Source organism: Deinococcus gobiensis I-0, from assembly GCF_000252445.1.
GTDB lineage: Bacteria > Deinococcota > Deinococci > Deinococcales > Deinococcaceae > Deinococcus > Deinococcus gobiensis.
The window spans coordinates 2,531,141-2,556,703 of sequence record NC_017790.1; the positions used below are offsets into that span (position 1 = coordinate 2,531,141).

The following is a 25,563-nucleotide window of genomic DNA, read 5'->3' on the forward strand; positions in this document are numbered from 1 at the left end:
TCCGCCCCGGCCCTCACTTCTCGGTCGTCACCTTGTAGCTGCCGTCGGCGCTGCCGGTGAAGGTCACCGTGCCCTGCTCGTCGGTGCGGTACACCTTGACGCCGTTCTTGGCATAGAGGTCCAGCGCCGCGCGGGTGGGGTGGCCGTAGTTGTTCGGCCCGACGCTGATGGTCACGGTCTCGGGCTTCACCGCGTCCAGCCACGCCTGGTTGTCGCCGTTGGCCGCGCCGTGGTGGATGCTCTTGTAGACCTGAACGGGGCCCCGCGCCTCGGGGCGGTCCTCGGCCAGCCAGGCGCGCGTTTCGGGCGTCTCGCTGTCGCCGGTCATCAGGGCCCCGAAGCGGCCGAACTCCAGGCGCACGCCCACGCTGTTGTCGTTCTGATCGTCGCCCATACCGGCGGGCGGCGCCAGGACATGCACCCTGACGCTGCCCAGGTTCACGATCTGGTTGCTCGCCTTCTGGAAGGTGGTGCCGTCGGCGCGCAGGGCCGCGACCAGCCGCTCCCAGGTCTTGGTGGTGCCGGCCAGCCCGTTGTTGACGAAGAGGGTGGGGTTGGCCTCCTGCGCCGCCGTGATCAGCCCGGTGATGTGGTCCGAGTCGGCGTGGGTGGCGACCATCAGGTCCACCTTGCTCACACCGTAGGTCTGCAACAGTTCCTTCATGCGCGTGGTACTGCGTCCGCCGTCCACGAGCATGGTCTTGCCCTCGGGGCTGCGGACCAGCACGGCGTCGCCCTGCCCCACATCCAGAAAGCGCACCGTGACCTGCCCGGCAGGCAGCGTGCCCCCCCCGCCCCCCCCCGCGTTTCCGTTGCCGTCACGGTGCCCGGCGCAGGCCCCCAGCGCGGCCGTGAGGCCCAGCACGAGCAGGGCCAGCAGGTCGGAGGGCGTGGGGCGGGTCAGGCGGCGGTGCAGCGGGCCACGCGGGGCGGGCGGCGTGGCCGGCCGGCGGCCTGGGCCTGCGGGGCGGCGCGCCGCCGGGCGCGAAGAGGCCGCCCCTTCCCTGCCCTGCCCCTTCGCGGCGGCACGGGGGCTGCGCTGGCGGGCAGGACGGTCGCCGGGTGTACCGGACGCCTCCGCAGACACGTGGGCCTTCTTCCGGCGCGCCTTTGCCGCCGGCTTGGTGGGGTCGCCGCTCACAGCGTGATCTCTCCGGCGTCGTCACCGTTCTGGGCCGTCAGGGCGTTCTGGGTATTCAGGGCGTCGAGGCGGCGCTGCGCCTCCTCCCGGCGCGCCTGGGTCGCCTCCGGCAGGCGGCGGGCGTGCAGGCCGTCGGGGCCACCGCTCACGGCCAGCAGGTCGCCTGCGCGCACCCCCTCGGGCAGGCTGCCCAGCGTCACCACGACCGTCTGCCCGTCCGGCAGCTCCAGACGGGCGGCGCGGCCCTGCGGCGTCTCTTCCAGGCCGTCCACCGTCCAGAGGTCGGCCGACTCCGGCCGGGGCAGGCCTTCAGGCAAATGGGGCTCACTGCTCATGCTCTCAGCGTACTACGGCGTCCGGTCCCGCCCGGCGGCGCGGGCGTAGGCGGGCAGCTGAGCGCGCGCCAGGCCGTACAGCGCTGCCGACACCCCCCAGCACAGCCCCCAGGCCAGCGGTTGGTTCAGGGCGGCGCAGCCCAGCAGGAAGGCGACGGCCGGGGCGCTCGCCGCCTGCATCGCCGCCGCGAGCAGCGCGCGGCCGGGGGGGCCGGCCTGCACGTCCCGCGCCGCGCGGCGTGCGAGCCGCAGCGCCACCAGCCCGAACGCCAGTCCCAGCCCCCCCAGGCCCCACGCCGCCGCGGCCGGAAAGGGTGCGGGGCCGCTCAGGAGGTACAGCGCGCCCAGCGGCAGCCCCGGCGCGGCCAGGGCCAGCAGCGCGAGGTGAAAGGCCCGGCGCGCCGCGCGGTCCAGGCCCGCCGGGCCGGCGCGCAGGTCGCGGGCGAAGGCGGCCCAGAGGCCTGTTCCGGCGCCCTCAGGCACGGGCCGGGGCCAAGAGCCGGACCCGGGCGCTCACGCCGCCGACCTCCACGGCCGCGCCGTCCGCGAGTTCCTTGCGCAGCCGCGCGAGGCTCGCGCCGCCCGCGTTCAGGCCCGCCTGCCCGGCCACCTTGCCTCCGGCCGTGACCTCGGCCCGCTCGGGCAGGCCCTCGCCCACGAGCGCCGCGAGGTGGTAGCGGGCGTTGCCGCGCGCCTCCAGCCGAGCCATGATCTCCTGACCCACGTAGCAGCCCTTGCGGTAGCTGATGGCAGGCAGAGGCCCCCCGAGGTCCAGCCCGATCTCCTGAAGCAGCGTGCCCGTGAAACCGTCGCGGGCCACGTCGGGAATTCCGGCGGCGATGCGGGCCGCGTCCAGGTCGGCCAGCGGGCGCTCCCCGCCCAGCTCGGCCAGCACGGCGTCCGCGTGCCGTGCGAGGTAATGCAGGTCCACGCCGGGCGTGCCGGTGCGGTTCACGCGGCCCGCGAGGACCGTACCCCCACCGAGGTCGAAGGTCTGGGCCTCCGGGCCGTCCGGCTGCCAGCCGCTCAGCGCCGACGCGTCCCACACATGTACGGTCGCCAGCGTCTCCGAGAGATCGGCAACCTCCACCTGATCGAAGATGATGTAGCGGCGCAGCCGGGCGGCGAGCGCCGGAGCCTGGCCCTCGTCGAGGTGCAGGTACACGTCGTCCGCGCGGCGATACGCCCGCGCGAAGTGCTCGATCTGGCCGCGCACGTTCAGGAAGCAGGCGGCGACCAGCCCCGGCGTGGGCGCGCCGCGCAGGTCGCCGGTCATCTGGCCCTGCACGAAGTCCACCCGGTCGGGGCCGGTCACGCGCAGGCTGCTGGAAGGAATGCGGGTCCACATGTCCGCAGGCTAAGGCAAGCGCCTCCGTCCGTGTGTGACGCAGGCGCGCGGGCCCAGGGTCCCCGGGCGCCTGCAGGATTTTTCCGGCGTCCCGACTCAGTCGCTCGCCAGGGCCAGGGCCGCTTCGGGGCGCGGGCGGCGGGCACGCTGGGCCTCGCGGGTCAGGTGCCAGCGGCTCAGGTCGGCGGCGGCCTCGCGGATGATCGCCTCGGCGTGCGGCAGGGCGTCGCGGCGGCTCTGGAGGTTGCGGCTCACGACCGCCGTGAGGTCGTCGAGGTTGTGCAGGTACGCGCCCGGCACGTCCGCGATGTCGGGATTCAGGATGCGCGGCACGCTGATGTCGATGAGGAACATCGGGCGCTCGGGACGGCCCTGGAGCGCCTTCCAGACCCCCTCGGCCCCCAGCACGTAGTGGGGCGCGGCGCTCGACGCGATGACCACGTCGGCTTCGGGCAGCGCCTCGTGCAGCAGCTCGGCGGCGCAGACCCGGCCGCCCAGCTTGTCGGCCAGCTGCCGGGCGCGGGCCTCGGTGCGGTTCACGACGATCACGTCGTCCACCCCGGCGGCCTTGAGGTGCGTCAGGGTCAGCTCGGCCGTCTCGCCCGCGCCCAGGACCAGGGCGGTGCGGCCCGCGAGGCTGCCCAGCGCGGCCTGCGCCAGCTCCACGGCGGCGCTCGACACGCTGACCACCTTGTCGCTCATGCCGGTCTCGAAACGCACGCGCTTGCCGGCCGCCAGAGCGCCCTGGGCCACCTTGTTCAGCAGCGTGCCGCTCAGGCCGCGCCCGCTGGCCGCCTGCCACGCCCGCTTGACCTGCCCCTGGATCTGGGTTTCCCCGATGACGAGGCTGTCGAGGCCCGCAGCCACGCGGTACAGGTGGCGTACGGCGTCCTCGCCCCGGTACACGTACAGGTGGTCGCCCAGGTCGTGGCCCCAGGCCCCCTCGAAGGCGGCGCGCGGGTCGCCCTCGATGCCGGCGAGGTACACCTCGGTCCGGTTGCAGGTCGCCAGCAGCATGACCTCGCGGGCGTGGCGCGCGAGGTGCGAGAGCAGCGCGCCTTCCTCGCCCGCGCGCACGGCGGCCCGTTCGCGGATCTCGACGGGCGCGGTCTGGTGGTTGAGGCCCACCACCGCGAAGTCCAGCGGCGCGGGCTGCGGCAACTCGGTCTGGCGCAGGAAGCTGCGCGCGGTCGGGCAGGCGAGCGTCATGCGGCCCCCCCGACGGCGCGGCGGATGTCGGCGTCGAGCGCCCTCAGGGCCGCCGCGCGCTCGGTGACGGCCAGGGTCAGGGCGGCTTCGCGGCGCGCGGTCCAGTCCCTCAGTTCCGCCTCGTCCGGCAGCCGCGCCTGCACACTTTCACGCAGGGCACGCGCCAGCATGGGCAGCTCGCGGCCGGTCGAGACGGCCACCTGCACGCCCGCACGCTCGGCCACGGCCGGAAAGCGCAGGGTGCCGCGCCCGGCCTCGCCCGCATGGTTGACCAGCACGCCGGCGGCGCGGGCCTGCTCGGCCACGGCGTCGTTCAGCGCGGCGTCGTCGGTCGCGGCCACGACCAGGCGCGCGCCCGACAGGTCGGCCGGGGCGTAGGGCCGGCGCTCGGCACGCACCGGCAACGCGGCCAGCTCGGGCAGGATGGCCGGAGCCACCACCCGCACGTCCAGGCCCGCCGCCAGCAGGGTGGCCGCGCGGCGCAGCGCCACCGCGCCGCCACCGACGATCAGGGCCGCTTCACCCCGCAGATCTAAGAAGGCCGCCAGACTCACCCGCGTAGCATACCCCTGCGGGCCGGGGCGGGCGTCCCCGACCGAACGGTCAGAAAGTGGTGTGGGACGGGATTTTTCTGCCGGCATGCAGCGTCCCCGAAGGGGTTACGAGCGGAGGGAGGCCGCCTCAGCGGCCGCCTCGACGAGCGCCTCCAGGCTGGCGGTCCGGGCCACGGTGACGCGGGTGAATCCGGCCTCGCGCGCCGCGTCGGCGGTCTGCGGCCCCATCGCCGCGACCGGCAGGCCCAGCGGGTCGAACTCGGCCGAGGCGAGCGCCGCGAGGTGGCGCGCCGCGCTGCCCGAGGCCAGGGTCACGGCCGCCGCCGTCCCCATGCGCTGCATGGCGTTCTCGGTGGGCTGGGCGGGTTCGGTGCGGTACAGCTCGGCGCGTTCGTACCGCAGGCCGCGCGCCGCCAGCGCCTCGCCCAGCTCGGCCTCGGCCAGTTGCGAAGTGAGGTGCAGGGTCAGGTCGCCCGCCGCCGCCGGCAGTTCGGCCCCCAGGTGCCGCGCGCCGGGGGTCGCCGGCACGAAGTCGGCGCGCACCCCCTGGGCTTCCAGGCTGCGCGCCGTGCTCGGGCCGACCGCCGCAATGCGAACGCCGGCCAGGTGCCGTGCGTCCAGGCCCAGGTTACCCAGGTGCAGGAACAACTCGGTCACGGCCTGGTTGCTGGTGAGCAGCAGCCACGCCACGCCCGAGAGGTCACGCAGCCGGGCGTGCAGCGCCGCCTCGTCGCCGGTGGGGGCGAAGCGGATCAGGGGCACTTCGAGCACGTCGGCCCCGGCGGCGCGCAGCAGGTCCGACAGGCCGCTGGAGCCGTCGCGGGTGCGCGTCACGGCGACCGTCCGGCCCGCCAGTGGGCCGCCGCGCGTGGACGCGAGGTCGAACCAGCGCAGGGTGTTGCGCAGGCGCACGACCTCGCCCACCACCGTCACGGCGGGGGCCTCCAGACCGGCCTCGCGCACCACGTCCGCGATGGTCGCCAGGGTGCCGACCGCTACGCGCTGCTGGGGCGTGGTGCCCCACTGCACGGTGGCGGCCGGGGTCTGGGGGTCACGCCCGGCCGCGATCAGGTCGGCCGAGATCTGCTCCAGGTTGCGCACGCCCATCAGCAGCAGCAGCGTGTCCACACCCGAGAGGCGCTCGTAGTGCGCGCCGCCCTCCTTGGTGTTGCCGGTCAGCACGGCGAAGCTGCGCGCGGCCTCGCGGTGGGTGACGGGAATGCCCGCGTAGGCGGGCGCAGCGATGGCGCTGGTCACGCCCGGCACGATCTCGAAGGGCACGCCGGCCTCGACACAGGCCTCGGCCTCCTCGCCGCCGCGCCCGAAGACGAACACGTCGCCGCCCTTGAGCCGCGCCACCCGCTGGCCGCCGTTTTCCTGGGCCTTGCGCACCACCAGCGCCGTGATCTGCTCCTGCGAGATGTACTCGGAAAAGCCCTTCTTGCCCACGTAGATGGTCTCGGCCTGGGGGCAGTGGCGCAGCAGTTCGGGATTGGCGAGGTAGTCGAACAGCACCACGTCCGCCTGGGCGAGCGCCTGCGCCCCGCGCAGGGTCAGCAGGCCCGGATCGCCGGGGCCGGCACCGATGAGGGACACGAAGGCACGCGAAGTCATGACCCACAGGCTAACGGCCCGGGCGCGGGACATATGCGGGGTAGGGTGGGGCCATGACCGCGACCCTCCTGCGCCTGGCCCGGGCCGAGGCCGCCGCCCACACCCGTTTCGGCGCCCTGGGGACGGTGGCCCGCTTCGGGCCGCTGGTGGCGGTCGCCAGCGGACAGCACCTGCCGATAGACACCGCCTGGCATGACGGCACGGGCGCCCCCAGCCCCGACGAGTGGGCCGCCTTCGAGGCCTTCTGCGCGGCGCAGGGGCAAGCCGCCACGCTGAACCTGCTCTCGCACGCGGCCCCGGCGCTGCTGCCCGACCTGAACGGACGCGGCTACGGGCTGGATTACGTGCTGCACGCCTACACGCACGACTTCGCCCCCCTCCCCCGGCCCCCGGCTGGCCGGTCCACGAGGACCCCGACCCCGGGCGCTGGGCCGCCCTGGCCGCGCAGGGCTTCGGACCAGGGACGGAGGCGATCATGCGGCTGGTGGCGGGCGTGCCGGGCACGCGGCGCTTCGTGGCGACAGTGGGGGGCGAGGCGGCAGGTACGGGCGCTTACGCCACCGAGACGGGTGTCGCGGCGCTGCACGGCACGGCGACGCGGCCCGAGTTCCGGGGCCGGGGCGTGCAGGCGGCGCTGCTCGCCTTCCGGCTGGCGCAGGCGGCGCGGGAGGGGGCCGACCTCGCCAGCGTATTCGTCACGCCGGGCAGCGGCAGCGAGCGCAACGTGGTCCGCGCGGGCTTCCGGCTGGCCGGCCTGCGCCTGACCTTTACCCGGCGGAGCTGAGCAACTCGGCGGCCCGCCGCCCCAGCCGCGGGAGCGGGGTGGGCAGGTGGCCGGGCACGAAAAAGGCGGTCAGGGCGGTCCTGGCTGTCGGCCGAGGCCTACTCACCCTGGCAGACCCCCTGGGACAGGACCGTAGAGCTGCAAGACCTGTCGCCGCCACCCACCCGGCTCAGGCAGCTCGGCCGCCAGGACCCTCAGGCCGGTGTCCTCGAGCACCTCACGGCGCGGGGGGTCGGGCAGCGCCCCACCCGGCTCGCCGATTTCGGCAGAAAAGCCCCAGTGCGTGCCCCCGACCTGCCGCATGGGCAGCGCCCCTCCGGCCGCGTGCCTTCAGGGCCTGGAGCCCACATATATCGCCCTTCGTCGTCGAGGGAGGAGGCTCACTCATCGGACGCACTCCGGACGGCGTCCAGGACCGCCGCGCAGACCGCATCCTGCACGAGCGCCGAGAGCAGCAGCGGGTCGGCGGCCGGGGCCTCACCGCTACTCAGCACGAAAGCGCTGTCGCCGTCCCAGGGCGTGTGGCTCGGCCGGATGACCCGTGCCAGGGCCGTCTGGGCCGCGTCCGCGAGGCGGCGGCACTCTGCCTTGCTCAGCGCGTGGGCGGTGGCGACCGCGATCAGGGTGGTGTGTTCGCCACTGCGCAGTTGCGCGCTGCCCCCTCCTGGCCCCACCCCCGGCCCCACCAGCACCTGCCCCTTACCGTCCACCACATCCCCCACCGGGTTCACGACCGCCACGGCCCCGACCGCCACCCCCGCGCGTTCCAGGTACGTACTGCCCAGGCCACCGGGGGCGGCCCGCGCCGGTCCCAGGTACTTGCCTGCCGTCGCGCCCGTACCCGCGCCGACCCGGCCGCGCGCCACCGCCCGCCCGGTGGCCCCACGGGCGGCGAGTTCGCCCTCGCGCTCGCCGGGGCGGGCCTGCGCGCTGCCCACCCCGAGATCGTAGATGACGGCCGCCGGGACGATGGGCACGCGGCCAGCCGCCGTCTCGACCCCCACACCCGCCTCCTCCAGCACGCGCATGACGCCGCTCGCCGCCGCGAGGCCGAAGGCGCTACCGCCCGTGAGCAGCAGGGCGTGGACCCGCTCGACCTGCTTTTCGGGGGCCAGCAGCACCCCCTCGCGCGTGCCGGGGCTGGGCCCCAGGAACGACGCCGAGGCGACCGCTCCCTGCGGCGGGCACAGGATCACGGTGCAGCCGGTGCGGCCCACGGGGTCGGTCCAGTGGCCCACCCGGAATCCGGGCACGGCGGTCAGGGTGGTGTTCATGAAGGCAGTCTGTCAGACAGACCGTCATGGCCAGCCCCGCCACCAGGACGGAGCCGGCCGCGACGCGCCGCCTCAGGGCGTCTTGAGGGCGTACCCGATGCCGCGCACGGTGCGGATGATGCCGTAGCCGTCGAGGTCGCGCAGCTTCGCGCGCATGTTGGCCATATGCACGTCCACCACGTTGCTGTTGCTGGGCAGTTCGCCGTTCCAGACCTCGCGCTCGATCTCCTGACGCGAGTACACGCGCCCGGGCTGCCGCGCCAGGAAAGTCAGCAGGTCGAACTCCTTGGGCGAGAGCCGGACCTCGTGGCCGTTGTAGTGACACAGGCGCTTTTGCGGATGGATCTCCAGCGCCCCGATGGAGATGACCTCGCCGTGCTGCTGGTGCCGGAGCTGCACCTTCACGCGCGCCACAAGTTCCTCGGGGTGGAAGGGCTTGGTCATGTAGTCGTCGGCGCCCGCCTCCAGCAGGTTGACCTTGCGGTCCACGGCGTCCATCGCGGTCAGGATGATGATCGGCACGCTGCTCGTCTTGCGCAGTCGCCGCGCGATTTCCGCGCCGTCGAAATCGGGCAGGCCCAGGTCGAGGATGACCAGATCGGGACTGTTCTCCCGGGCGCTCGTGAGGCCGGTGATGCCGTCGGGAGCCGCGATGACGCGGTAACCCGCCTGTTCGAGTTCGTACTGCACGACCCGCGTGATGTCGGGGTTGTCTTCGATTAAGAGGATGCGTTGCTCCATTGCGGCCCTATGTTCTCCTGACTGGTGAGAGTTGGCGGGCGTCCGGACGGATCTCCGGACGTCCAGGCCTCCACCAGGCGGCAGAGGTGAAACGGAAATTAGAGCCATCCTAGGGGCCAGGACTGGTTCGGGCACGCCACGGCGGTTCATCTTTTTTTAACACCGGCCTATGCCGCGCCCCCAACGTGCCCCGCCCCCTGCGCTAGACTCGCCCGCATACTCAAGGAGGCACCATGAGCGTGACGGCATTTATCGGACGGGCCTTGCTGGCGAGCATCTTCATCAAGAACGGATACGACCACCTGCAAAACCCCGACTACATCGTGCGCGCCGCGCGCGGGGCCGAAGTTCCCGAGCCGGAACTGGCGGTCAAGGTCAACAGCGCCGTGATGCTGGGCGCGGGCACCATGCTGGCGCTGGGCGTCGCGCCGGGCCTCGCGGGCACCGCCCTGGCCGCGAGCCTGATTCCGACCACCGTGGTCGGCCATCCCTTCTGGGACAAGCAGGGCGCCGAGCGCCAGCAGCAGCAGATCCATTTCCTCAAGAACCTCGCGCTGTTCGGCGCGCTCCTGGCCGTTTCGGGCCGCCGCCGCTGAGACGGCCGGGGGGCGGGCCGCAGCGGCCAGAGCTGCGGGCCGCCCCCGCCTTTACTCAGGCCGGGGCCAATGTCCCCCCGCCGCTAGAGGCCGGTTCCTCGCCCAGGGGCGGCAGGGTGCCCCCGGCGAGCAGCACCGAGAACTCCTCGCCCATCAGGGTTTCTCGGCTCATCAGCACCCGCACGATCTCGTGCATCTGCCCGAGGTGCTCGCGCATGAGGGCCAGGGCGCGGGCATAGGCCTCGTCGATGATGCGCCGCACCTCCTCGTCGACGAGCTGCGCAGTCGCCTCGCTCATGGCCGCGAGCTGCGGCGCGCCGCCCAGATAGCCGCTCTCGTCGCTGGCGAGCGCCACCTTGCCGATCCGGCCCGACATGCCCCATTCGGTGACCATGCGCCGCGCGATGCCCGTCGCCTGCTGGAAATCGTTCTGTGCGCCGGTCGTGACCTCGCCGTAGACGACCTCCTCGGCGGCGCGCCCGGCGAGCGCCACCGCGATCATGTCGTCGAGCGCCGGGCGCGTGACATGCAGGCGATCGTCGGCGTCGGGCATCATGTACCCGGCGGCGCGCCCACGCGGCACGACCGTCAGCTTGGCGACCCGGTTGGCGTGCGGCAACAGCTGTGCGGCGAGGGCGTGGCCGACCTCGTGGTAGGCGGTGACCTTGCGGTCGGCCTCGCGCACCACCAGACTGCGGCGTTCCGGGCCCATCAGCACGCGGTCGCGCGCCTCGTCCACGTCGCGCCCCACGATGCGGCTGCGCCCCTCGCGCGCCGCCTGCAGCGCCGCCTCGTTCAGCAGGTTCTCCAGGTCCGCGCCCACCATCCCGGCGGTGCGGCGGGCCACGACCCCGAGGTCCACGGTCACGTCGAGCGGCTTCTTGCGGGCATGGATGCGCAGGATCTGTTCGCGCCCCCGCACGTCGGGGGCGTCCACGACCACCTGGCGGTCGAAGCGGCCCGGGCGCAGCAGGGCGGCGTCGAGGACGTCGGGGCGGTTGGTGGCGGCCAGGATGATGACCTCCTGCCCCGAACCGAAGCCGTCCATCTCGACGAGGAGCTGGTTGAGGGTCTGTTCGCGCTCGTCGTTGCCGCCCTGGAGGTTCATGCCGCGTTTTCTCCCCACGGCGTCGATCTCGTCGATGAAGACGATGCAGGGCGCGCTCTTGCGCGCCTGCTCGAAGAGGTCGCGGACGCGGGCGGCGCCCACACCGACGAACATCTCGACGAAGTCCGAGCCGGAGATGGAGAAGTAGGGGACCTTGGCTTCACCGGCGACGGCCTTGGCGAGCAGGGTCTTGCCGGAGCCGGGGGGGCCGACGAGCAGGACGCCGTGGGGGATGCGGGCACCGAGCTGGTGGTACTTCTCGGGCTGACGCAGGAAGTCGACGACTTCCTGCAGGTCCTGCTTGGCCTCGTCGCAGCCCGCCACGTCCGCGAAGGTCAGCTTGATCTGCCCCTCGCTGATGATCGCCGCCTTCGACTTCCCGAAGGTGGTGGGGCCGCTCGCGCCGCCCTGCGGCCCGCGCAGGCTGCGCCACAGCAGCAGCAGCAGCAGCCCCGTGAGGATCAGCGGCAGGACCTGCCCCACCCAGCCGAAGGCCGAGCCGCCCGCGACCACCCGCAGCGGCACGCCCGCCGCCCGGATGCGTTCGATGGTCGCGGCGTCGGTGGGCAGCACCAGCGTGCGGGGCCGCAGCGCTCCACGCACCGTGACCTGCGCATTGCCGGCACTGTCGAGCGTGACTCCGCCGACCTGGCCGCCCTGGAGGTTCTGGAAGAACTGGTTGGTGGTGTAGGGGCCTGGAGGCACCAGCCCGGCCGCCGAGGAGACGGGCGCGGCCGGCACCGGGCCGGAAGGACCTGACGCGGAGCCGACCTGGGCCAGCGCCGAGGCCGAGAGCAGCAGCGCGCCGAGCAGCAGTCGCCGGGCGGGACGGGTGGTCATGCGCCATGCTACCCCCGGCCCCGCGCGCGCAACCGTGGGCGGCGGCGGGTTGTCTCGGTGTCCGCTGCCCCGCCGCCCGCGTCCCGTTTCGTAAATTGTGAGACAGCCGACCCTCAGAGTTCCGTCAGGCCCCGCCGGTACACTCCGGATATGCGTAGCGCCTTCGTGTCGGTCCTGCTCCTCGGCTCCCTGGGCCTGAGCGCGTGTACGGTCAATGTCCGCTCCAACACCGGTCTGAGCGGCAGCGGCAGCAACCTCATCACCCGCCTCACGCCCGACCGGGGCGAGGGCGCGACCTACGTGGTCGGCGAGCCGGTGCAGTTCAGCGTGACCGTGCGCACCCCCGGCTACCTGACCCTGGTGGCCCTGAACCCCAGCGGCTACGCCTCGCCGCTCGTCCAGAACGCCTATGTGGGCGCGGGCACCACCACCTTCCCGCGCGTGCAGGACGGGGCGACCTACAACGTCGCCGCGCCGCGCGGCCTCCAGCGCGTGCGCGCCATCTTCACCCGTGTGCGCCCCACCGCCGACCTCGTGTTCAGCGGCGTGTACGACGGCCAGCGCTGGAACGGCGCGACCGAGACCTACCTCCAGCCCTATGCGGTCGCCGACCGCGACGTGCAGGAAACCTACATCTACATCCGCTGAGGTCCGGGAGGGGCGCGGTGGAGTCCGGGGCTGACCCGGCTCCACCGCGCCTGCCCTTTGCGCTGCTCTACCCTGGGGCCATGACCCTGCCCGGCTCCGACGCTCCCCCCCTGACCTTCGAGGCCGCCCGGCAACGGGTAGACGCCTACATCTCGCAGTTCAAGGAGGGCTATTTCCCGCCCCTGCTCATGCTGGCCCGGCTGACCGAGGAAACCGGCGAGGTCGCGCGGGTGATCGCCCACCAGAACGGCAAGACGCCCAAGCCCGGCGAGGATGCGGGCGACCTGGAACTGGAACTCGCCGACCTGCTGTTCGTGATGCTGTGCATGGCGAACGAACGCGGCGTGAGCCTGGAACGCGGCTTCGCACGCATGATGGACAAGGTCGAGACCCGCGACGCCGACCGCTGGACGCGCAAGGAGCCGCCGCAGACGGAGGTGACCGGGTGAGCGCCCCCGACCCCCGCTTTCCCCCGGAACGTTATCCCCTCGGGCCGATGCCCACGCCGCTGACCCTGTCGCCCGGAGAGCGCGCCGCCGCCCTGGACGCCCTGCGGGCCCTTCCCGCCGAGTTGCGCGCCGCCGTCTCGGGCCTGGACGCCGCCGGGCTGGACACCCCCTACCGCGAGGGCGGCTGGACGGTGCGGCAGGTCGTGCACCACGTCGCCGACAGCCACATGAACGCCCACGTCCGGCTCAAACTGGCGCTGACCGAGACCGACCCCGTCATCAAGCCCTACGAGGAGCACCTGTGGGCCGGGCTGCCCGACTCGGCGCTGCCGCCGGAGGTCAGCCTGGACCTGCTGGACGCGCTGCACGCGCGCCTCGTGCCGGTCTTTGCCGGCGTCACCGACTGGGCGCGGCCCTGGACCCACCCCGCGAGCGGCCGGTGGACGCTGGACACCCTGCTCGCCATGTACGCGTGGCACGGCCGCCACCACACCGCGCAGATCACGGGACTGCGCGGGCGGCTGGCGCCCTAGCCCCCCTCAGAGGATCTTGCCGGGGTTGAGCAGGCCCTGCGGGTCGAGCAGCTCCTTGAGATCGCGCATCAGGCCCAGCGCCCCGGCATGTTCCTGCGCCACGTAGGCGCGCTTGTGCAGGCCCACGCCGTGCTCGCCGCTGCACGTGCCGCCCAGTTCCAGCGTGCGGGTGGTCATGCGGTCGTATACCCCCCGGATGCTGGCCCAGGTGGCGTCGTCGTCCGGGTGGGCATGGAACAGCACATGGAAGTTGCCGTCCCCGACATGGCCCAGGATGCTGGCATGCAGCCCCGCCGCGTCGGCCTCGGCGCGCGTGAAGGCGATGATCTCGGGCAGGCGGTGCAGCGGCACGCACAGGTCGGTGCTCAGGCGGGCGTGGTCGGGATACAGCGCGCACATCGCGTAATACGAGTGGTGGCGGGCCTCCCAGATCTCGGCGCGCTCGGCGGCGCTGCGGGCGGTCGCCAGCCCCCGGCCCCCGGCGTCCCGGCACAGTTCGGCGCACAGTTCCAGCGCTTCGGCCAGGGCGACCTCGCTGGGCGAGGCGAGTTCGATCCACAGGGTCGGGGCCTCGGGGTAACTTGCACCTTTATGCACGTTGACCGCATGAATCTCGTGCTCGTCGATGAGTTCGAGCCGCTCGGGTTGCAGCGCCGCCCCCATGATGCCCACCGCGCAGGCCGCCGCGTCCTCGATGCGCCCGAAATTGCAGCGCAGCACGACCAGATGCGCCGGGAGGGGATGCAGCTTGACCGTCAGCTCGGTGATGATCCCCAGCGTGCCCTCGGCCCCGATGAACAGGTGGCGCAGGTCGTAGCCGGCGCTGCTCTTGCGCGCCTTGCTGCCCACCCGGATGACCCGGCCGTCCATGAGGGCCACGCGCATCTCCAGCACGTTGTCGCGCATGGTGCCGTACTTCACGGCCGCCGTACCCGAGGCGTTGGTGCTCGCCATACCGCCCAGGGTGGCCTCCGCGCCCGGGTCCACCGGAAAGAACAGGCCCTGTGAACGCACCTGCCGGTTGAGTTCCGGGTAGGTCACGCCCGGCTGCACCGTCGCCTGAAAGCCGCCGGGATGCACCTCCAGCACGCGGTTCAGGCCGGTGACGTCCAGCGAGAGGCCGCCCGCGACCGGCACGACCTGGCCCTCCAGGCTGCTGCCGGCCGCAAAAGGCACGACCGGAAAGCCGTGCTCGCGCGCCAGCCCCAGGGCGTCCACCACATCCGACTCCGAGGCGGCGAACAGCACCGCCCCCGGCAGGGCGAAGTCCAGGCGGCTCTCGTCGCGGCCGTGCGCCTCCAGGACGGCGGGCGCGGTCGAGAGCGCCCCTCCGAAACGGGCGTGCAGGGCGCCCAGGGCGGCGGAGGTCAGGCCAGCGGTCAGGGGGGCAGTCACGGTGGGGCAGTATAGGCCAGCCGGAGTCTACCGGGTTGATTTCTATGCAACCTCGTCTTACGCTGCCGCATAAGTTTGCACGGCGTCTCCCCCGCCCGCGCGGCACGCCCGGAGGTTTTCCCATGAACAAGACCCTTGCCCTGACCGCCCTCGCCCTCCTCGCCCCGGCCCTCCTGACCTCCGCGCAGGCCCAGAGCTGCGTCGCCAACGCCAAGGCCAACGGCCTGACGGTCGTGACCAGCCCCGACTACCCGCCCTTCGAGTCGCTCGACAGCAGCAACAAGGTGGTCGGCTTCGACATCGACCTGATCAACGCGGTGGCCCGCCAGATGGGCGTCAAGGTCAACCTCGTCTCGCAGAGCTTCGACGGCCTGATTCCCAGCCTGCTCGCCAAGAAGGCCGACGTGGTCGCCTCGGGCCTGACCATCACCGAGGAGCGCAAGAAGAGCGTGGCCTTCTCGCTGCCCTACATCTCGGGACCGAACGCCATCGTGGTGCGCAAGGAGACGACCGACATCAAGAAGCTCGGCGACCTCGCGGGCAAGACGGTCGCCGTGCAGCTCGGCACCGCGCAGGAGAAGCTGGTGAGCGGGGTGAAGGGCGCCAACGTCAAGGCCTTCAACCTCTACACCGACGCCGCGCTGGCGGTGCAGACCCGGCAGGCCAACGCCCTGGTGCTGCACAAGGTGGTCGCCAACAGCTTCGTGAAGGTGTACCCCGACCTCAAGATCGTGGCGACCCTGGGCTCGCTGAACACGGCCTTCGCCGTGCGCAAGGACTGCGGCGACCTGACCAACCGCATGAACGCCGCCCTCATTGAGGTGCGCAAGTCCGGCGAACTCGACCGCCTGGTCGGCAAGTGGTTCAAGTAAGCCGGTGGATTTCAGTCTGATCCGCGACAACCTGCCCTTCTTGCTGCAAGGGGCGGGCATGACGGTCAAGATCACGGCGCTCTCGCTCGTGGCCGGGGTGGTGCTGGGCACGCTGGTCGCGCTGGCCCGGCTCTCGCCGCTGCGCTGGCTCTCGGCGCTGGCGGTGGCGTACATCGAACTGATCCGGGGCACGCCGCTGCTCGTGCAGATCTTCCTGATCTTCTTCGGGCTGCCGCAGCTGCTCGAACGGCCCATCAACGAGTTCGCGGCGGGCGTGATCGCCTTTTCGATCAATTCCAGCGCCTACGTCGCGGAGATCGTGCGCGCCGGGATTCAGGGCGTGGCGCGCGGCCAGTCCGAGGCGTCGCTGTCGCTGGGTTTCTCGCCCACCGAGACGTTGCGCTACATCGTGCTGCCCCAGGCGTTCACGCGCACGCTGCCCCCGCTGGTCAACGAGGCCATCAGCCTCCTGAAGAACTCCTCGCTGCTCTCGGCCATCTCCATCGTGGAACTGACCCGCAGCGGGCAGCTCGTCGCCAGCCGCACCTTCCGGCCCTTCGAGATGTACCTCGCCGTGTCGCTGCTGTACCTCGCCATGACGCTGCTCCTGAGCTTCGTCGCCAACCGCCTGGAAAAACGCTGGCAGGTCCGGCCATGAAGACCCGGGAGGTGCGCGAGAAGACCGAGGCCCACATCGGCGCGCGGGTGCGGGCCATCCGGCAGCAAAAACGCCTGACGCTGGAACAGGTCGTGCAGAAGAGCGGCCTGGACAAGTCGTACCTCAGCCGCCTGGAACGCGACCTGGCTGCGCCGTCGGTCGCCACCCTCGTGCGGGTGTGCGAGGCGCTGGGCGTGCGCCCCGGCGAGCTGTTCGACCCGCCGCAGACCCGGCTGGTGCGCGCCGAGCAGGCCCCGCTCGTCAACTTCGGGGGCGTGGGCCTGAGCGAGCGCCTGCTCTCGCAGGGCCTTTCGGGCGAGCTGATGGTGCTGCGCTCGCGCATCGACCCCGGCGGGCACGGCGGCGAGGAGCTGTATACCCTCGACGCCGACGTGTCCTTCGTGACCGTGCTGCGCGGTCGCCTGGAGATGATCGTGGAAGACGCCCACTACTTTCTGGAGGAGGGCGACTCGATCACGCTCTCGTCACGCATTCCCCACAACTGGCGCAACCCCGGCGACGAGGAGGCCGACGTGCTGTGGGTCACGAGTCCCTTCCTGTGAGGCGGGCGCGCTCCGGTTTCCGAACCGCCGGAAAAGCGCGGGCGGTTCGTCCACTGCCGCACGCCCGCCTTTCTGGCGACTCCCCGCCCCGCAAACGTGTCCAGAGGCAGCTCTGGACACTGGGCGGTTCGCTCCGCTCGGATGCTCCTGACGGATCATCGTCACTTCGTATGAGGCCTGCCCCATGAGCGACATCATCCAGATCAGCGGCCTGAACAAGTGGTTCGGGTCACATCAGGTCCTGCGCGACATCAACCTCAATATCCCGGCGGGCCAGAAGGTCGTCGTGATCGGGCCGTCGGGCAGCGGCAAGAGCACCCTGATCCGCTGCATCAACCGCCTCGAACCCTTTCAGGGCGGCGAGGTCGTCGTGGACGGCCACGCGCTCTCGGGCCTGCGCCGCCTCGAAGCGGTGCGGCGCGAGGTCGGGATGGTCTTCCAGAGCTTCAACCTCTTTCCGCACATGAACGTGCTGCGCAACGTGATGCTCGCCCCCATGAAGCTGCGCGGCCTGAGCGAGGCCGAGGCGCGCACGCGGGCGATGACCCTGCTCGAACGGGTGGGCATCGCCGAGCAGGCGGCCAAGTCGCCCGCGCAGCTCTCGGGCGGGCAACAGCAGCGCGTGGCGATCGCCCGCGCCCTGGCGATGGAGCCGCGCATCATGCTCTTCGACGAGCCGACCTCGGCGCTCGACCCGGAGATGGTTGGAGAGGTGCTCGACGTGATGCGCGGCCTCGCCGGCAGCGGCATGACCATGATCGTCGTAACGCACGAGATGGGCTTCGCGCGCGAGGTCGCCGACCGCGTGCTGTTCATGGACCGGGGCGAGGTCCTCGAAGACGCCCCGCCCGCCGACTTCTTCTCCCGCCCGCGCCTGGAGCGCACCCGCACCTTCCTCCAGCGCGTGGCCCACCACTGACATGCTGAAAACTGCCCAGACCACCCTGACCGCAGGCGTCATCGAACTCGGCGTGGGGCACCCCAGCCTGGAGATGCTGCCCCTGAACGAGATGCGGGAGGCCGCCGCGCACCGCTTCGCGCAGGCCGACCCCAGCTTCCTGCAATACGGCGCCGAGTGGGGCGACGGCCACCTGCGCCGCGAACTCGCCGCCTTCCTGGCGCGCGGCTACGGCCTGCCGGTCCACGAAAGCGACCTGTTCATTTCCGGCGGCGTCTCGCAGGCGCTGGGCCTGATCTGCGAGATGTTCACCCGGCCCGGCGACACGGTGATCGTCGAGGACCCCACCTATTTCCTGGCACTGGACATCTTCCGGGACCACGACCTGAACGTCGTGCCCGCGCCGCTGGACGACCAGGGCCTGCGCCTGGACGTGCTGGCCGAGCTGGTGGCCCGGCACCGGCCCCGGCTCGTGTACACCATCCCCACCCACCAGAACCCGACCGGCACGACCCTGAGCGCCGGGCGGCGTGAGGACCTCGTGCGGCTGGCCCAGGCCCACGACTTCCTGGTGGTGGCCGACGAGGTCTACCACCTGCTGACCTACGGCGCGCCGCCGCCGCCCGCCTTCTCGGCCCATGTCGGCACCGGGCAGGTGCTGAGCCTGGGGTCCTTCTCCAAGATCCTGGCGCCCGGCACCCGCCTGGGCTGGATTCACGGACACCCGGAGCGCCTGGATACCCTGGCGCGCAACGGCGTGGTCGCCAGCGGCGGGGGCTTCAGCCCGCTGGGCGGCGGAGTGATCCGCAGCCTGCTGGAACTGGGCACGCTGGAGAGCTACCTCGCGGGGCTGCGGCGCACCTTCGGCGAGCGCGCCGGGGTGCTGTGCCGCGCCCTCGACGAACTGCGCCCGCTGGGCGTGGACTTCACGCGGCCCGGGGGCGGGTACTTCGTGTGGCTCACGCTGCCGCCGGGGGTCCAGAGCGCCGAGCTGCTGCCCGTGGCCGTCGAGGAGGGCGTGCGCTTCCAGCCCGGCAACCGCTTCTCGCCGGCGGGGACCCAGGGCGCGCACGCGCGGCTGTGCTTCGCCTACTACGAACCCGACGAGCTGCGTGAGGGCGCGGCGCGGCTGGGGCGGGCGCTGCGCCGGGTGCTGCCATGACCGGTCCCGGCCCCGACCTCTCGGCCCTGCTGAACCTCGCGGAGGTCGAGGCCGCCGGGCGCGCGGCCCTGGCGCAGCAGCCCGCCGCGCTGGACTACTACGTCAGCGGGGCGAACGACGAGCACACCCTGCGGGCCAACCGCGCCGACTACGCGCGGGTGCGGCTGCGGCCCCGCGTACTCGTGGACGTGTCGCGCACCGACCTCTCGACCACGGTGCTGGGGCTGCCCGTCTCGCTGCCGGTGGGCATCGCCCCGAGCGCCATGCACGGGCTGGCCCACCCGGACGGCGAGGCCGCGACCGCCCGCGCGGTGGCCGGGGCCGGGTCCCTGATGGGCCTGAGCACCATGAGCTGGCGCCCGCTGGAGGAGGTCGCGGGGGCGGCGGCGGGGCGGCTGTGGTTCCAGCTCTACCTGTACCGCGACCGCGAGCTGAGCCGCGATCTCGTCGTGCGGGCCGAGGCGGCGGGCGCGCGGGCGCTCGTGCTCACGGTGGACGCGCCCCGGCTAGGCCGCCGCGAGCCGATCCTGCGCCGGCCCCTCCACCTGCCGCCGGGCGTCACGCTGCCCAACGTGGGCGCGCGGCGGCCCGGCACCGAGCACCTCTCGGAGCTGGCGCACTTCGACAGCCTGCTCGACACCTCGCTGAGCTGGCGCGACCTCGACTGGCTCGCGGGCGCGACCCGGCTGCCCATCGTCCTCAAGGGCATCCTGACGGCCGAGGACGCCGCGCTGGCGGTCGCCCACGGCGCGCACGTCTGGGTCAGCAACCACGGCGGGCGGCAGCTCGACACCGCCGTCTCGGCGCTCGAAGCCCTGCCCGAGATCGCGGACGCGGTGGCGGGCGAGCGCGAAATCTACCTCGACGGGGGCGTCACGCGCGGCACCGACGTGCTCAAGGCGCTGGCGCTGGGCGCGCGGGCGGTGTTCCTGGGCCGCGCCGCCTTCTGGGGGCTGGCACTGGCAGGCGAGGCGGGCGTGCGTCACACCCTCGAACTCCTGCGCGAGGAACTGCATCTGGCGATGGCCCTGTGCGGCAAGACCCGCCTGGACGACCTCGGTCCCGACCTGCTGCGTCTGCCCGCCGACTGGCCTGCGGGCAGGGGCCAATAAAAAATCCGCCCTCTCGGACGGTGATAGGAAAAATATAGCGCGCTATGCAGGCGAGGTCAAGTCCAGCCAGCCGGTCGAGGAAAGGCCGGCTGGCACGCCTTTTCGCGGCCCTCCCCTGCGGCCGTTATTCACCGCCCAGCAGGCCGCGCTGCCAGCGGTGCAGCAGTTCCAGGGCCTCCAGCGGTGTCAGGCGGCCCAGGTCCAGGGCGGCGAGGTCGCGGCGCATCTGCGCGTCGTCGCCCTGGGTGTTCAGCGCGCCCAGCAGGCGGCCCGCCCGGGCGGTCACGGGGGCGGGCAGGCCGGCGAGGCGGGCGACCTCCACCCCGTAGCTCTGGCGGGCGGCCCCCGGCACGACCTGGTGGTAGAAGGTCAGGCCCTGGCCCTCGTCCTCCTCGGCGGCCACGTGTAGGTTCACGAGGCCGGGGTGGTCGCCCTCCAGGCGCGTCAGCTCGAAGTAGTGCGTAGCGAACAGGGTGTGCGCGCCCGTGGCGTGCAGGTGTTCCAGGGCCGCCTGCGCGATGGCGAGGCCGTCGAGGGTCGAGGTGCCGCGCCCCACCTCGTCGAGGATCACGAGGCTGCGCGCGGTCGCGCCATGCAGGATGCCCGCGAGTTCGGACATCTCGACCATGAAGGTGCTGCGCCCCCCCGCGAGGTCGTCCGACGCGCCGATGCGGGTATGTACGGCGTCGTAGATGGGCAGCTCGGCGCCCGCTGCGGGCACGAAGGACCCGATCTGGTGCAGCAGCGCGCAGATGGCGACCGTGCGCAGGTAGGTGCTCTTGCCCGCCATGTTCGGCCCGGTGAGCAGCAGCACGTGCCGCCCGCGCCCGAGTTCGGCGTCGTTGGGCACGTAGCGCCCGCCGGTCGCGCCCTCGACGACCGGGTGTCGAGCCTGGGTGAGGCGCGCGTCTTCGCCGCCCGGCCGCGTGACGGGCCGCACCCAGCCGTGCTCGGTCGCCAGCTCGGCCAGCCCGGCGAGCACGTCGAGGTCGCTCAGGGCGCCGGCCGCCTCGCCCAGCGCCTCGGCGTGGGCCGCGAGGCTGTCGCGCAGCTCGGTGAATACCTCCAGCTCCAGCCGGCCCGCCGCCGCCTCCAGCCGGGCGATCTCACGCTCGCGCTCGCGCAGGTCGGGCCGCGTGAAGCGCGCGCGGTCCTTGAGGGTGGCGATCTGGCGGTAGTCGGTGGGCACCTTGCCCAGATGCGCGCCCGTGACCTCCAGGTAGTACCCGAAGACGTTGTTGTACCCGACCTTCAGGCTGCCGATGCCGGTGCGCTCGCGCTCGCTGAGTTCCAGGTGCGCCAGCCACTCGCGGTGGCCCAGGGCGTCACGCCGCAGGGCGTCGAGTTCCTCGTGAAAGCCGTCGCGGATCAGGCCGCCGTCGCCCGCGCGGATGGGCGGGTCGTCCACCAGCGCGGCGCGGATGCGGGTCACGACCTCGGGCAGGCCGCCCAGGCGGGCGCGCACGGTGCCCAGCAGGCCGTCCTGCGCCGCGAGCAGGGCCACCACCTCGGGCAGCAGGTCCAGGGTGCGGGCCAGCGCGGCGACCTCGCGCGGGGTGGCGCGGCGGGTGGCGACCCGCGCGGCGAGGCGTTCGAGGTCGTGGGCGCGGTAGAGCAGCGACCTCACCCCCGCACGCAGGTCGGGCGCGCGGGTCAGGGCCTCGACGCCGCCCAGCCGCGCGCGGATGCTCAGCTCGTCGAGCAGCGGCGCGCGCAGCCACGCCCGCAGCCGCCGCTTGCCGCCCGCCGTGCGGGTCTGGCACAGCACGTCCATCAGGGTCACGCCCTGGGGCGACTGCGGCACGAACAGTTCCAGGGCGCGCACCGCCGCGTCGCTCAGGCGCATGTGCGCGCCCGGCTCGAAACGCACCACCCGGCGCACCATCTCCAGCCGGCCCTGCTGGGTCAGCCTCGCGTAGCCCAGCACCGCCCCGCAGGCCCGCACGAGCGCTGCCGAATTCAGCGACCCCGGCACCTCGTTCAGCACGGCCCTGAGTTCGGCGCGGCCCACCGCCTCGTCGAAGTTGGCCGGCGAGAGCATCACCGGGAACCGGGTCTGGAAGTCGGCTTTCAGCGCGGCGTTGCCCGACATCTCGGGGGCCAGCAGCACCTCGCGGGCGCGGCAGCGGGCCAGTTCGTCGTACAGCGCCGAGCGGGTATGGAAGGCGGCGCAGCGGAACTCGCCGGTCGAGACGTCGAGCAGCGCCAGCGCGTAGCCGTCGCCGGTCGCCACCGCCGCGAGGTAGTTCTCGTCGGCGCTCAGGTGGCGCTCCTCGGTCACGGTGCCGGGGGTCAGCAGGTGCGTGACCTTGCGCTCGACCAGCCCCGAGCCCGGCTCCTCGACCTGATCGGCCACCGCCACGCACACCCCGGCCGCCAGCAGCCGCTCGACGTTCTGGTCCAGCGCCCGCAGCGGCACTCCGGCCATCGGCGTCGAGAAGTCCCGGCTGCTCTTGTGGGTCAGCGCGATGCCCAGCAGCCGGGCGGCGCGCTCGGCGTCCTCCCCGAAGGTCTCGTAGAAGTCCCCCACCTGAAACAGCAGGATGGCGTGCGGCAGCTGCGCCGCCACCTCGTCGCGCATCCGCACGTACTGTTCGAGCATCGGCGGCAAGGCCCCCGTACCTGTTCCTTTCAAGACCTGCGCCGCCACCGTCACGCCCGGCAGCATAGCGGCGCGCCCGGGGGCCGGGCAGTGAGACGCGGCCCAATAGGCGGCCCCCCGCCACGAAAAAACCCCGCGCAGGGCGGGGCGGCAGGTTCAGGAAGAACGGCTCAGCGCCGGGGCAGGTCGCTGACGCGGATGACCGGCACCACGATCTGGAGGCCGGCCGTCTGCGGCAGGGTCGTCCGGGGGGCGGGGGCGGTGGAGGCGGGGCGGGGAAACAGCTGGCGGATGAGAGAACGCATGCACTGACCTCGCTTTCGTGAGAACTTCGCTTAGGGAAGATTAACGAAAGCTTGAGTTTCGAATCTGTGACAGATTGAACATTTTGTCCCTCCATCCTCCCCCTCCGCAGCCCCCCCCACCGGACACGAAACAGCCCCCTCCACTCCGGGAGAGGGCCGCGATCTGGGGACGCCGGGGCGCTCAGCGGCGCCAGCGCGCGCCCTCCTTGGTGTCCTCGACCGTCACGCCGACCGCCGCGAGGGTGTCGCGCAGTTCGTCGGCAGCGGCGTACTGCTTTTGCAGGCGGTAGTTCTGCCGCGCTTTGAGGACCAGTTCCATCAATGCCGAGACGACCTCGGTGTCGTCCTGGCGGCTCTCGGTGCTGCCGGCGAACAGACCCAGCACGCCCCCGCCCAGGCCCAGGTAGGCGGCGCGGGCGCGCTCCAGGGTGTCGCGGCCGACCGCGCCCTGGCCCAGCGCGGCGTTCACATCGGTGGTCAGGCCGAACAGCGCCGCGACCGCCTTGGGCGTGTTGAAGTCGTCGCGCAGGGCGTCCTCGAAGGCCAGGACATGCGCGGCAATCCTGGCGTCGAGCGCGGCGTCGCTGCCGGCGGGGGCCGTGGGGAGGCGGCGCTCGGTCTCGCCCAGGGCCTCGGTCAGGCGGCGGTAGCCGCTGCGGGCGCTCGTGAAGGCTTCCTCCGAAAACTCGGTGACGCTCCGGTAGTGGCTGCTCACCAGCAGGAAGCGCACCACCATCGGGTCGTGCTGCGCGAGCAGGTCCCGGATGGTCGTGAAGTTGCCCTTGCTCTTGGACATCTTCTCGCCGCCGATGGTCAGCATGTTGTTGTGCATCCAGTAGCGCGCGAAGGGGTGCCCGGCCGCCTCGGCCTGCGCGATCTCGGCCTCGTGGTGCGGAAATTGCAGGTCCAGGCCGCCGCCGTGGATGTCGAAGCCCTCGCCCAGGTACTTCAGGCTCATGGCCGAGCACTCGATGTGCCAGCCCGGAAAACCCACGCCCCAGGGCGACTCCCAGCGCATGATGTGCCCGGCCTCGGCGTTTTTCCACAGGGCGAAGTCGCGCGGGTCGCGCTTGTCCTCGCGCACCGCCTCGCGCACGCCTTCTTCCTGGTCGTCGAGCTTGCGGCCCGAGAGCTTGCCGTACTCGGGCCAGCTGCGCACGTCGAAGTACACGCTGCCCCCCGACTCGTAGGCGTGCCCCCGCGCGATGAGTTCTTCGATGAGCCGGATCTGCTCGGGGATGTGCCCGGTCGCGCGCGGGTTGATGCTGGGGCGTTTGACGTTCAGCGCCGCCATGTCGTCGGTGAAGGACCAGAAATACTTGTCGGCCACCTCCATCGGCTCGAGCTGTTCGAGCACCGCGCGCTTGGCGATCTTGTCCTCGCCGTCGTCGGCGTCGTTCTGGAGGTGGCCCACGTCGGTAATGTTCGCGACGTAGCGCACCGCGTACCCGAAATGCTCGAAGGCCCGGCGGATCACGTCGAAGGCGACTTCCTTCTTGGCGTGCCCCAGGTGGGCGTCGCTGTAGACGGTCGGTCCGCACAGGTACATGCCCACGCGGCCCGGTGTGGTGGGCACGAAGGGCACCTTCTGGCGCTGCATGGTGTCGTAGAGGTGGATGTCGGGATCGGGCTGGGTCATGGCGGCTCCTGAGCAGGGAAAGGGAACAAAAAAAAGCCGCGCCGTCCAAAAAGGGGGCGCGGCAGGGCAGACCGGTGAGGACTGCTTACCGCAGGATCAGGCAACACACCGGTTTCATGGCGGCCACTATATCAGGGCCGCCCGGTGACGCGGCGGGAGCCGGGCCGCGCCGCGCGCTCAGTCTCCGGAGCCGAGTTCGGGCAGCACCCGCTCTATGAAGATCCCGACCAGCCGGGGATCGAAGATCAGCCCGGCGTGGGCCCGGAGATACTGCCCGGCCTCACCCGGGGTCCAGGCCGGGCGGTACGGCCGCTCGCGGCACAGGGCGTCGTACACGTCCGCGATGGTCAGGATGCGCGCCAGCACCGGAATGGATTCCCCGATCAGCCCGACCGGATAGCCCTCGCCGTCCCAGCGTTCGTGGTGGTACAGGATGGCCGCGAGGCCCGCGGCGTCCATCTGCGGCGCGGTGCTCGCCAGGCGGTGGCCCACCGAGGGATGGCGCTGCATCACGGCGCGCTCGGCGGGACTCAGGGGTGCGGGCTTGTCCAGGATGCGCGGGGCCACGACCGACTTGCCGATGTCGTGCAGCGTCCCGGCCCATACCGCGCGCCGCACGGCGGCCTCGTCGCCCACCTCTCCGGCCTGGTGCGCCAGCGCGAGCGTGAGCCGGGCGACCGCTTCCTCGTGTGGCGCGGGCAGGCGGCCCAGCACCGCGCTGAGCCACTCGCCCGCCGCGCGGCACTCCTGGGCCGCCAGACCGTCCTCATCCTGAAAACGTGCCGTGGTGGACCGTGTCGCCTCCGGCGGGAAGCGCAGAACGGTCCACCACGGCATGACCGGATTACTCCAGCCCGTAGGAACTCATGGGGGGGCCCTGGAGCACCAGACCCTCCATGCGGATGGCCAGCAGGCTGGGCCGGTCCCCCCTCACGTTGGAGGTGGCGGTCCAGGCGAACAGCTCCGGCTCACGGACACTGGGCAGATTCGGCGCGCCCTTCTTGCCGGACGGGTAAGATACGGCCATGACCCTGGCCTCAGCTCGCCGACGTGGTCGCGCTGGTGGTGGTGGGGGCCTTTTCGAGGCCGTATCCGCCCACCGGCGAGGCACCCGCCACGCTGGCGGCCGTGACGATCAGGGCAAACAGGGTACCGAGGACCAGGCGGATGCTTTTCATGGCCA

Annotated in this window: 29 protein-coding genes; 11 read left to right on the plus strand and 18 right to left on the minus strand. The window is 72.4% G+C overall.

What is annotated here, in order from left to right:
* Positions 1-13: 13 nt before the first annotated feature.
* The 7 genes from DGO_RS12010 to cobA form a co-directional block, all read right to left on the minus strand.
* Entirely contained in the window at positions 14-1,141 is a 1,128-nt protein-coding gene (locus tag DGO_RS12010) for a ComEC/Rec2 family competence protein (protein ID WP_226991362.1), read from the minus strand.
* Complete coding sequence (locus DGO_RS12015; RefSeq protein ID WP_043802253.1) at positions 1,138-1,476, minus strand: DUF3006 domain-containing protein; 339 nt, start codon at positions 1,474-1,476, stop codon at positions 1,138-1,140. Before DGO_RS12015 ends, DGO_RS12010 begins: the two co-directional genes overlap by 4 nt.
* 12 nt (positions 1,477-1,488) lie before the next feature.
* The gene (locus DGO_RS12020; RefSeq protein WP_014685795.1) at positions 1,489-1,959 is read right to left on the minus strand and encodes a hypothetical protein; all 471 of its coding nucleotides are present in this window, start codon (positions 1,957-1,959) and stop codon (positions 1,489-1,491) included.
* Positions 1,952-2,824, minus strand: coding sequence for a CAF17-like 4Fe-4S cluster assembly/insertion protein YgfZ (ygfZ, locus tag DGO_RS12025; RefSeq protein WP_014685796.1), 873 nt, complete (start codon positions 2,822-2,824; stop codon positions 1,952-1,954). Before ygfZ ends, DGO_RS12020 begins: the two co-directional genes overlap by 8 nt.
* Before the next feature lie 96 nt (positions 2,825-2,920).
* Positions 2,921-4,033, minus strand: a complete 1,113-nt coding sequence (hemA, locus tag DGO_RS12030; RefSeq protein WP_014685797.1) for a glutamyl-tRNA reductase — start codon at positions 4,031-4,033, stop codon at positions 2,921-2,923.
* On the minus strand, positions 4,030-4,587 hold the full coding sequence (locus tag DGO_RS12035) for a precorrin-2 dehydrogenase/sirohydrochlorin ferrochelatase family protein (protein ID WP_226991363.1): 558 nt from the start codon (positions 4,585-4,587) through the stop codon (positions 4,030-4,032). Before DGO_RS12035 ends, hemA begins: the two co-directional genes overlap by 4 nt.
* Positions 4,588-4,692: 105 nt before the next feature.
* Positions 4,693-6,201 carry a uroporphyrinogen-III C-methyltransferase gene (gene cobA, locus DGO_RS12040; RefSeq protein ID WP_043803786.1) on the minus strand — a complete coding sequence of 503 codons (1,509 nt, stop codon included), beginning with the start codon at positions 6,199-6,201 and terminating at the stop codon, positions 4,693-4,695.
* A gap of 475 nt (positions 6,202-6,676) precedes the next feature.
* On the opposite strand from cobA, the gene DGO_RS12045 reads away from it, so the two are divergent.
* Positions 6,677-6,985 carry a GNAT family N-acetyltransferase gene (locus DGO_RS12045; RefSeq protein WP_050920801.1) on the plus strand — a complete coding sequence of 103 codons (309 nt, stop codon included), beginning with the start codon at positions 6,677-6,679 and terminating at the stop codon, positions 6,983-6,985.
* Positions 6,986-7,087: 102 nt separating this feature from the next.
* Here the strand turns inward: DGO_RS12045 and DGO_RS12050 are convergent, their stop codons facing one another.
* The 3 genes from DGO_RS12050 to DGO_RS12060 form a co-directional block, all read right to left on the minus strand.
* Complete coding sequence (locus tag DGO_RS12050) at positions 7,088-7,288, minus strand: NUDIX hydrolase (protein WP_014685800.1); 201 nt, start codon at positions 7,286-7,288, stop codon at positions 7,088-7,090.
* A 77-nt stretch (positions 7,289-7,365) separates the two neighbouring features.
* Positions 7,366-8,259 carry a P1 family peptidase gene (locus DGO_RS12055; RefSeq protein ID WP_043802256.1) on the minus strand — a complete coding sequence of 298 codons (894 nt, stop codon included), beginning with the start codon at positions 8,257-8,259 and terminating at the stop codon, positions 7,366-7,368.
* A gap of 72 nt (positions 8,260-8,331) precedes the next feature.
* Entirely contained in the window at positions 8,332-9,000 is a 669-nt protein-coding gene (locus tag DGO_RS12060) for a response regulator transcription factor (RefSeq protein WP_014685802.1), read from the minus strand.
* Between the two features lie 233 nt (positions 9,001-9,233).
* Here DGO_RS12060 and DGO_RS12065 point away from each other — a divergent pair, with 233 nt between their 5' ends.
* Positions 9,234-9,596 (plus strand): DoxX family protein, encoded by a 363-nt coding sequence (locus DGO_RS12065; protein ID WP_014685803.1) that lies wholly within the window; start codon positions 9,234-9,236, stop codon positions 9,594-9,596.
* A 55-nt stretch (positions 9,597-9,651) separates the two neighbouring features.
* Here the strand turns inward: DGO_RS12065 and ftsH are convergent, their stop codons facing one another.
* Complete coding sequence (gene ftsH, locus DGO_RS12070; RefSeq protein ID WP_083847285.1) at positions 9,652-11,544, minus strand: ATP-dependent zinc metalloprotease FtsH; 1,893 nt, start codon at positions 11,542-11,544, stop codon at positions 9,652-9,654.
* Between the two features lie 150 nt (positions 11,545-11,694).
* Here ftsH and DGO_RS12075 point away from each other — a divergent pair, with 150 nt between their 5' ends.
* From DGO_RS12075 to DGO_RS12085, 3 genes are all read left to right on the plus strand, one after another.
* Positions 11,695-12,192, plus strand: coding sequence for a DUF4384 domain-containing protein (locus tag DGO_RS12075; RefSeq protein WP_043802260.1), 498 nt, complete (start codon positions 11,695-11,697; stop codon positions 12,190-12,192).
* Positions 12,193-12,272: 80 nt separating this feature from the next.
* A complete protein-coding gene (locus DGO_RS12080; RefSeq protein ID WP_014685806.1) occupies positions 12,273-12,641 on the plus strand; it encodes a nucleotide pyrophosphohydrolase in 369 nt (122 codons plus the stop codon).
* A 47-nt stretch (positions 12,642-12,688) separates the two neighbouring features.
* Complete coding sequence (locus DGO_RS12085) at positions 12,689-13,174, plus strand: YfiT family bacillithiol transferase (RefSeq protein ID WP_014685807.1); 486 nt, start codon at positions 12,689-12,691, stop codon at positions 13,172-13,174.
* Between the two features lie 6 nt (positions 13,175-13,180).
* On the opposite strand, the gene DGO_RS12090 is transcribed toward DGO_RS12085, so the two are convergent.
* Entirely contained in the window at positions 13,181-14,545 is a 1,365-nt protein-coding gene (locus tag DGO_RS12090) for an FAD-binding oxidoreductase (protein ID WP_043803789.1), read from the minus strand.
* Positions 14,546-14,691: 146 nt separating this feature from the next.
* On the opposite strand from DGO_RS12090, the gene DGO_RS12095 reads away from it, so the two are divergent.
* The 6 genes from DGO_RS12095 to DGO_RS12120 all read left to right on the plus strand — a co-directional run bounded on the left by DGO_RS12095 (position 14,692) and on the right by DGO_RS12120 (position 19,834).
* The gene (locus DGO_RS12095) at positions 14,692-15,441 is read left to right on the plus strand and encodes a basic amino acid ABC transporter substrate-binding protein (protein ID WP_014685809.1); all 750 of its coding nucleotides are present in this window, start codon (positions 14,692-14,694) and stop codon (positions 15,439-15,441) included.
* A gap of 4 nt (positions 15,442-15,445) precedes the next feature.
* On the plus strand, positions 15,446-16,099 hold the full coding sequence (locus tag DGO_RS12100) for an amino acid ABC transporter permease (RefSeq protein ID WP_014685810.1): 654 nt from the start codon (positions 15,446-15,448) through the stop codon (positions 16,097-16,099).
* The gene (locus tag DGO_RS12105; RefSeq protein WP_014685811.1) at positions 16,096-16,662 is read left to right on the plus strand and encodes a helix-turn-helix domain-containing protein; all 567 of its coding nucleotides are present in this window, start codon (positions 16,096-16,098) and stop codon (positions 16,660-16,662) included. The genes DGO_RS12100 and DGO_RS12105 overlap by 4 nt, the downstream gene beginning before the upstream one ends.
* A 184-nt stretch (positions 16,663-16,846) precedes the next feature.
* Positions 16,847-17,581 carry an amino acid ABC transporter ATP-binding protein gene (locus DGO_RS12110; protein ID WP_014685812.1) on the plus strand — a complete coding sequence of 245 codons (735 nt, stop codon included), beginning with the start codon at positions 16,847-16,849 and terminating at the stop codon, positions 17,579-17,581.
* A 1-nt stretch (position 17,582) separates the two neighbouring features.
* Complete coding sequence (locus DGO_RS12115; RefSeq protein WP_014685813.1) at positions 17,583-18,722, plus strand: aminotransferase-like domain-containing protein; 1,140 nt, start codon at positions 17,583-17,585, stop codon at positions 18,720-18,722.
* Complete coding sequence (locus tag DGO_RS12120; RefSeq protein WP_043802264.1) at positions 18,719-19,834, plus strand: alpha-hydroxy acid oxidase; 1,116 nt, start codon at positions 18,719-18,721, stop codon at positions 19,832-19,834. The genes DGO_RS12115 and DGO_RS12120 overlap by 4 nt, the downstream gene beginning before the upstream one ends.
* Positions 19,835-19,958: 124 nt before the next feature.
* Here the strand turns inward: DGO_RS12120 and mutS are convergent, their stop codons facing one another.
* The 6 genes from mutS to DGO_RS23855 form a co-directional block, all read right to left on the minus strand.
* Complete coding sequence (mutS, locus tag DGO_RS12125; protein WP_085961077.1) at positions 19,959-22,436, minus strand: DNA mismatch repair protein MutS; 2,478 nt, start codon at positions 22,434-22,436, stop codon at positions 19,959-19,961.
* A gap of 170 nt (positions 22,437-22,606) precedes the next feature.
* Entirely contained in the window at positions 22,607-22,741 is a 135-nt protein-coding gene (locus DGO_RS24660; RefSeq protein WP_014685816.1) for a hypothetical protein, read from the minus strand.
* 181 nt (positions 22,742-22,922) lie between these two features.
* Positions 22,923-24,380: a cysteine--tRNA ligase gene (gene cysS / locus DGO_RS12130; protein WP_043802270.1), complete on the minus strand. Its 1,458-nt coding sequence runs from the start codon at positions 24,378-24,380 to the stop codon at positions 22,923-22,925.
* 177 nt (positions 24,381-24,557) lie between these two features.
* On the minus strand, positions 24,558-25,217 hold the full coding sequence (locus DGO_RS12135) for an HD-GYP domain-containing protein (RefSeq protein WP_014685818.1): 660 nt from the start codon (positions 25,215-25,217) through the stop codon (positions 24,558-24,560).
* A 7-nt stretch (positions 25,218-25,224) separates the two neighbouring features.
* Positions 25,225-25,407 carry a hypothetical protein gene (locus DGO_RS12140; RefSeq protein ID WP_014685819.1) on the minus strand — a complete coding sequence of 61 codons (183 nt, stop codon included), beginning with the start codon at positions 25,405-25,407 and terminating at the stop codon, positions 25,225-25,227.
* Positions 25,408-25,417: 10 nt separating this feature from the next.
* A complete protein-coding gene (locus DGO_RS23855) occupies positions 25,418-25,558 on the minus strand; it encodes a hypothetical protein (protein WP_169331012.1) in 141 nt (46 codons plus the stop codon).
* Positions 25,559-25,563: the final 5 nt, after the last annotated feature.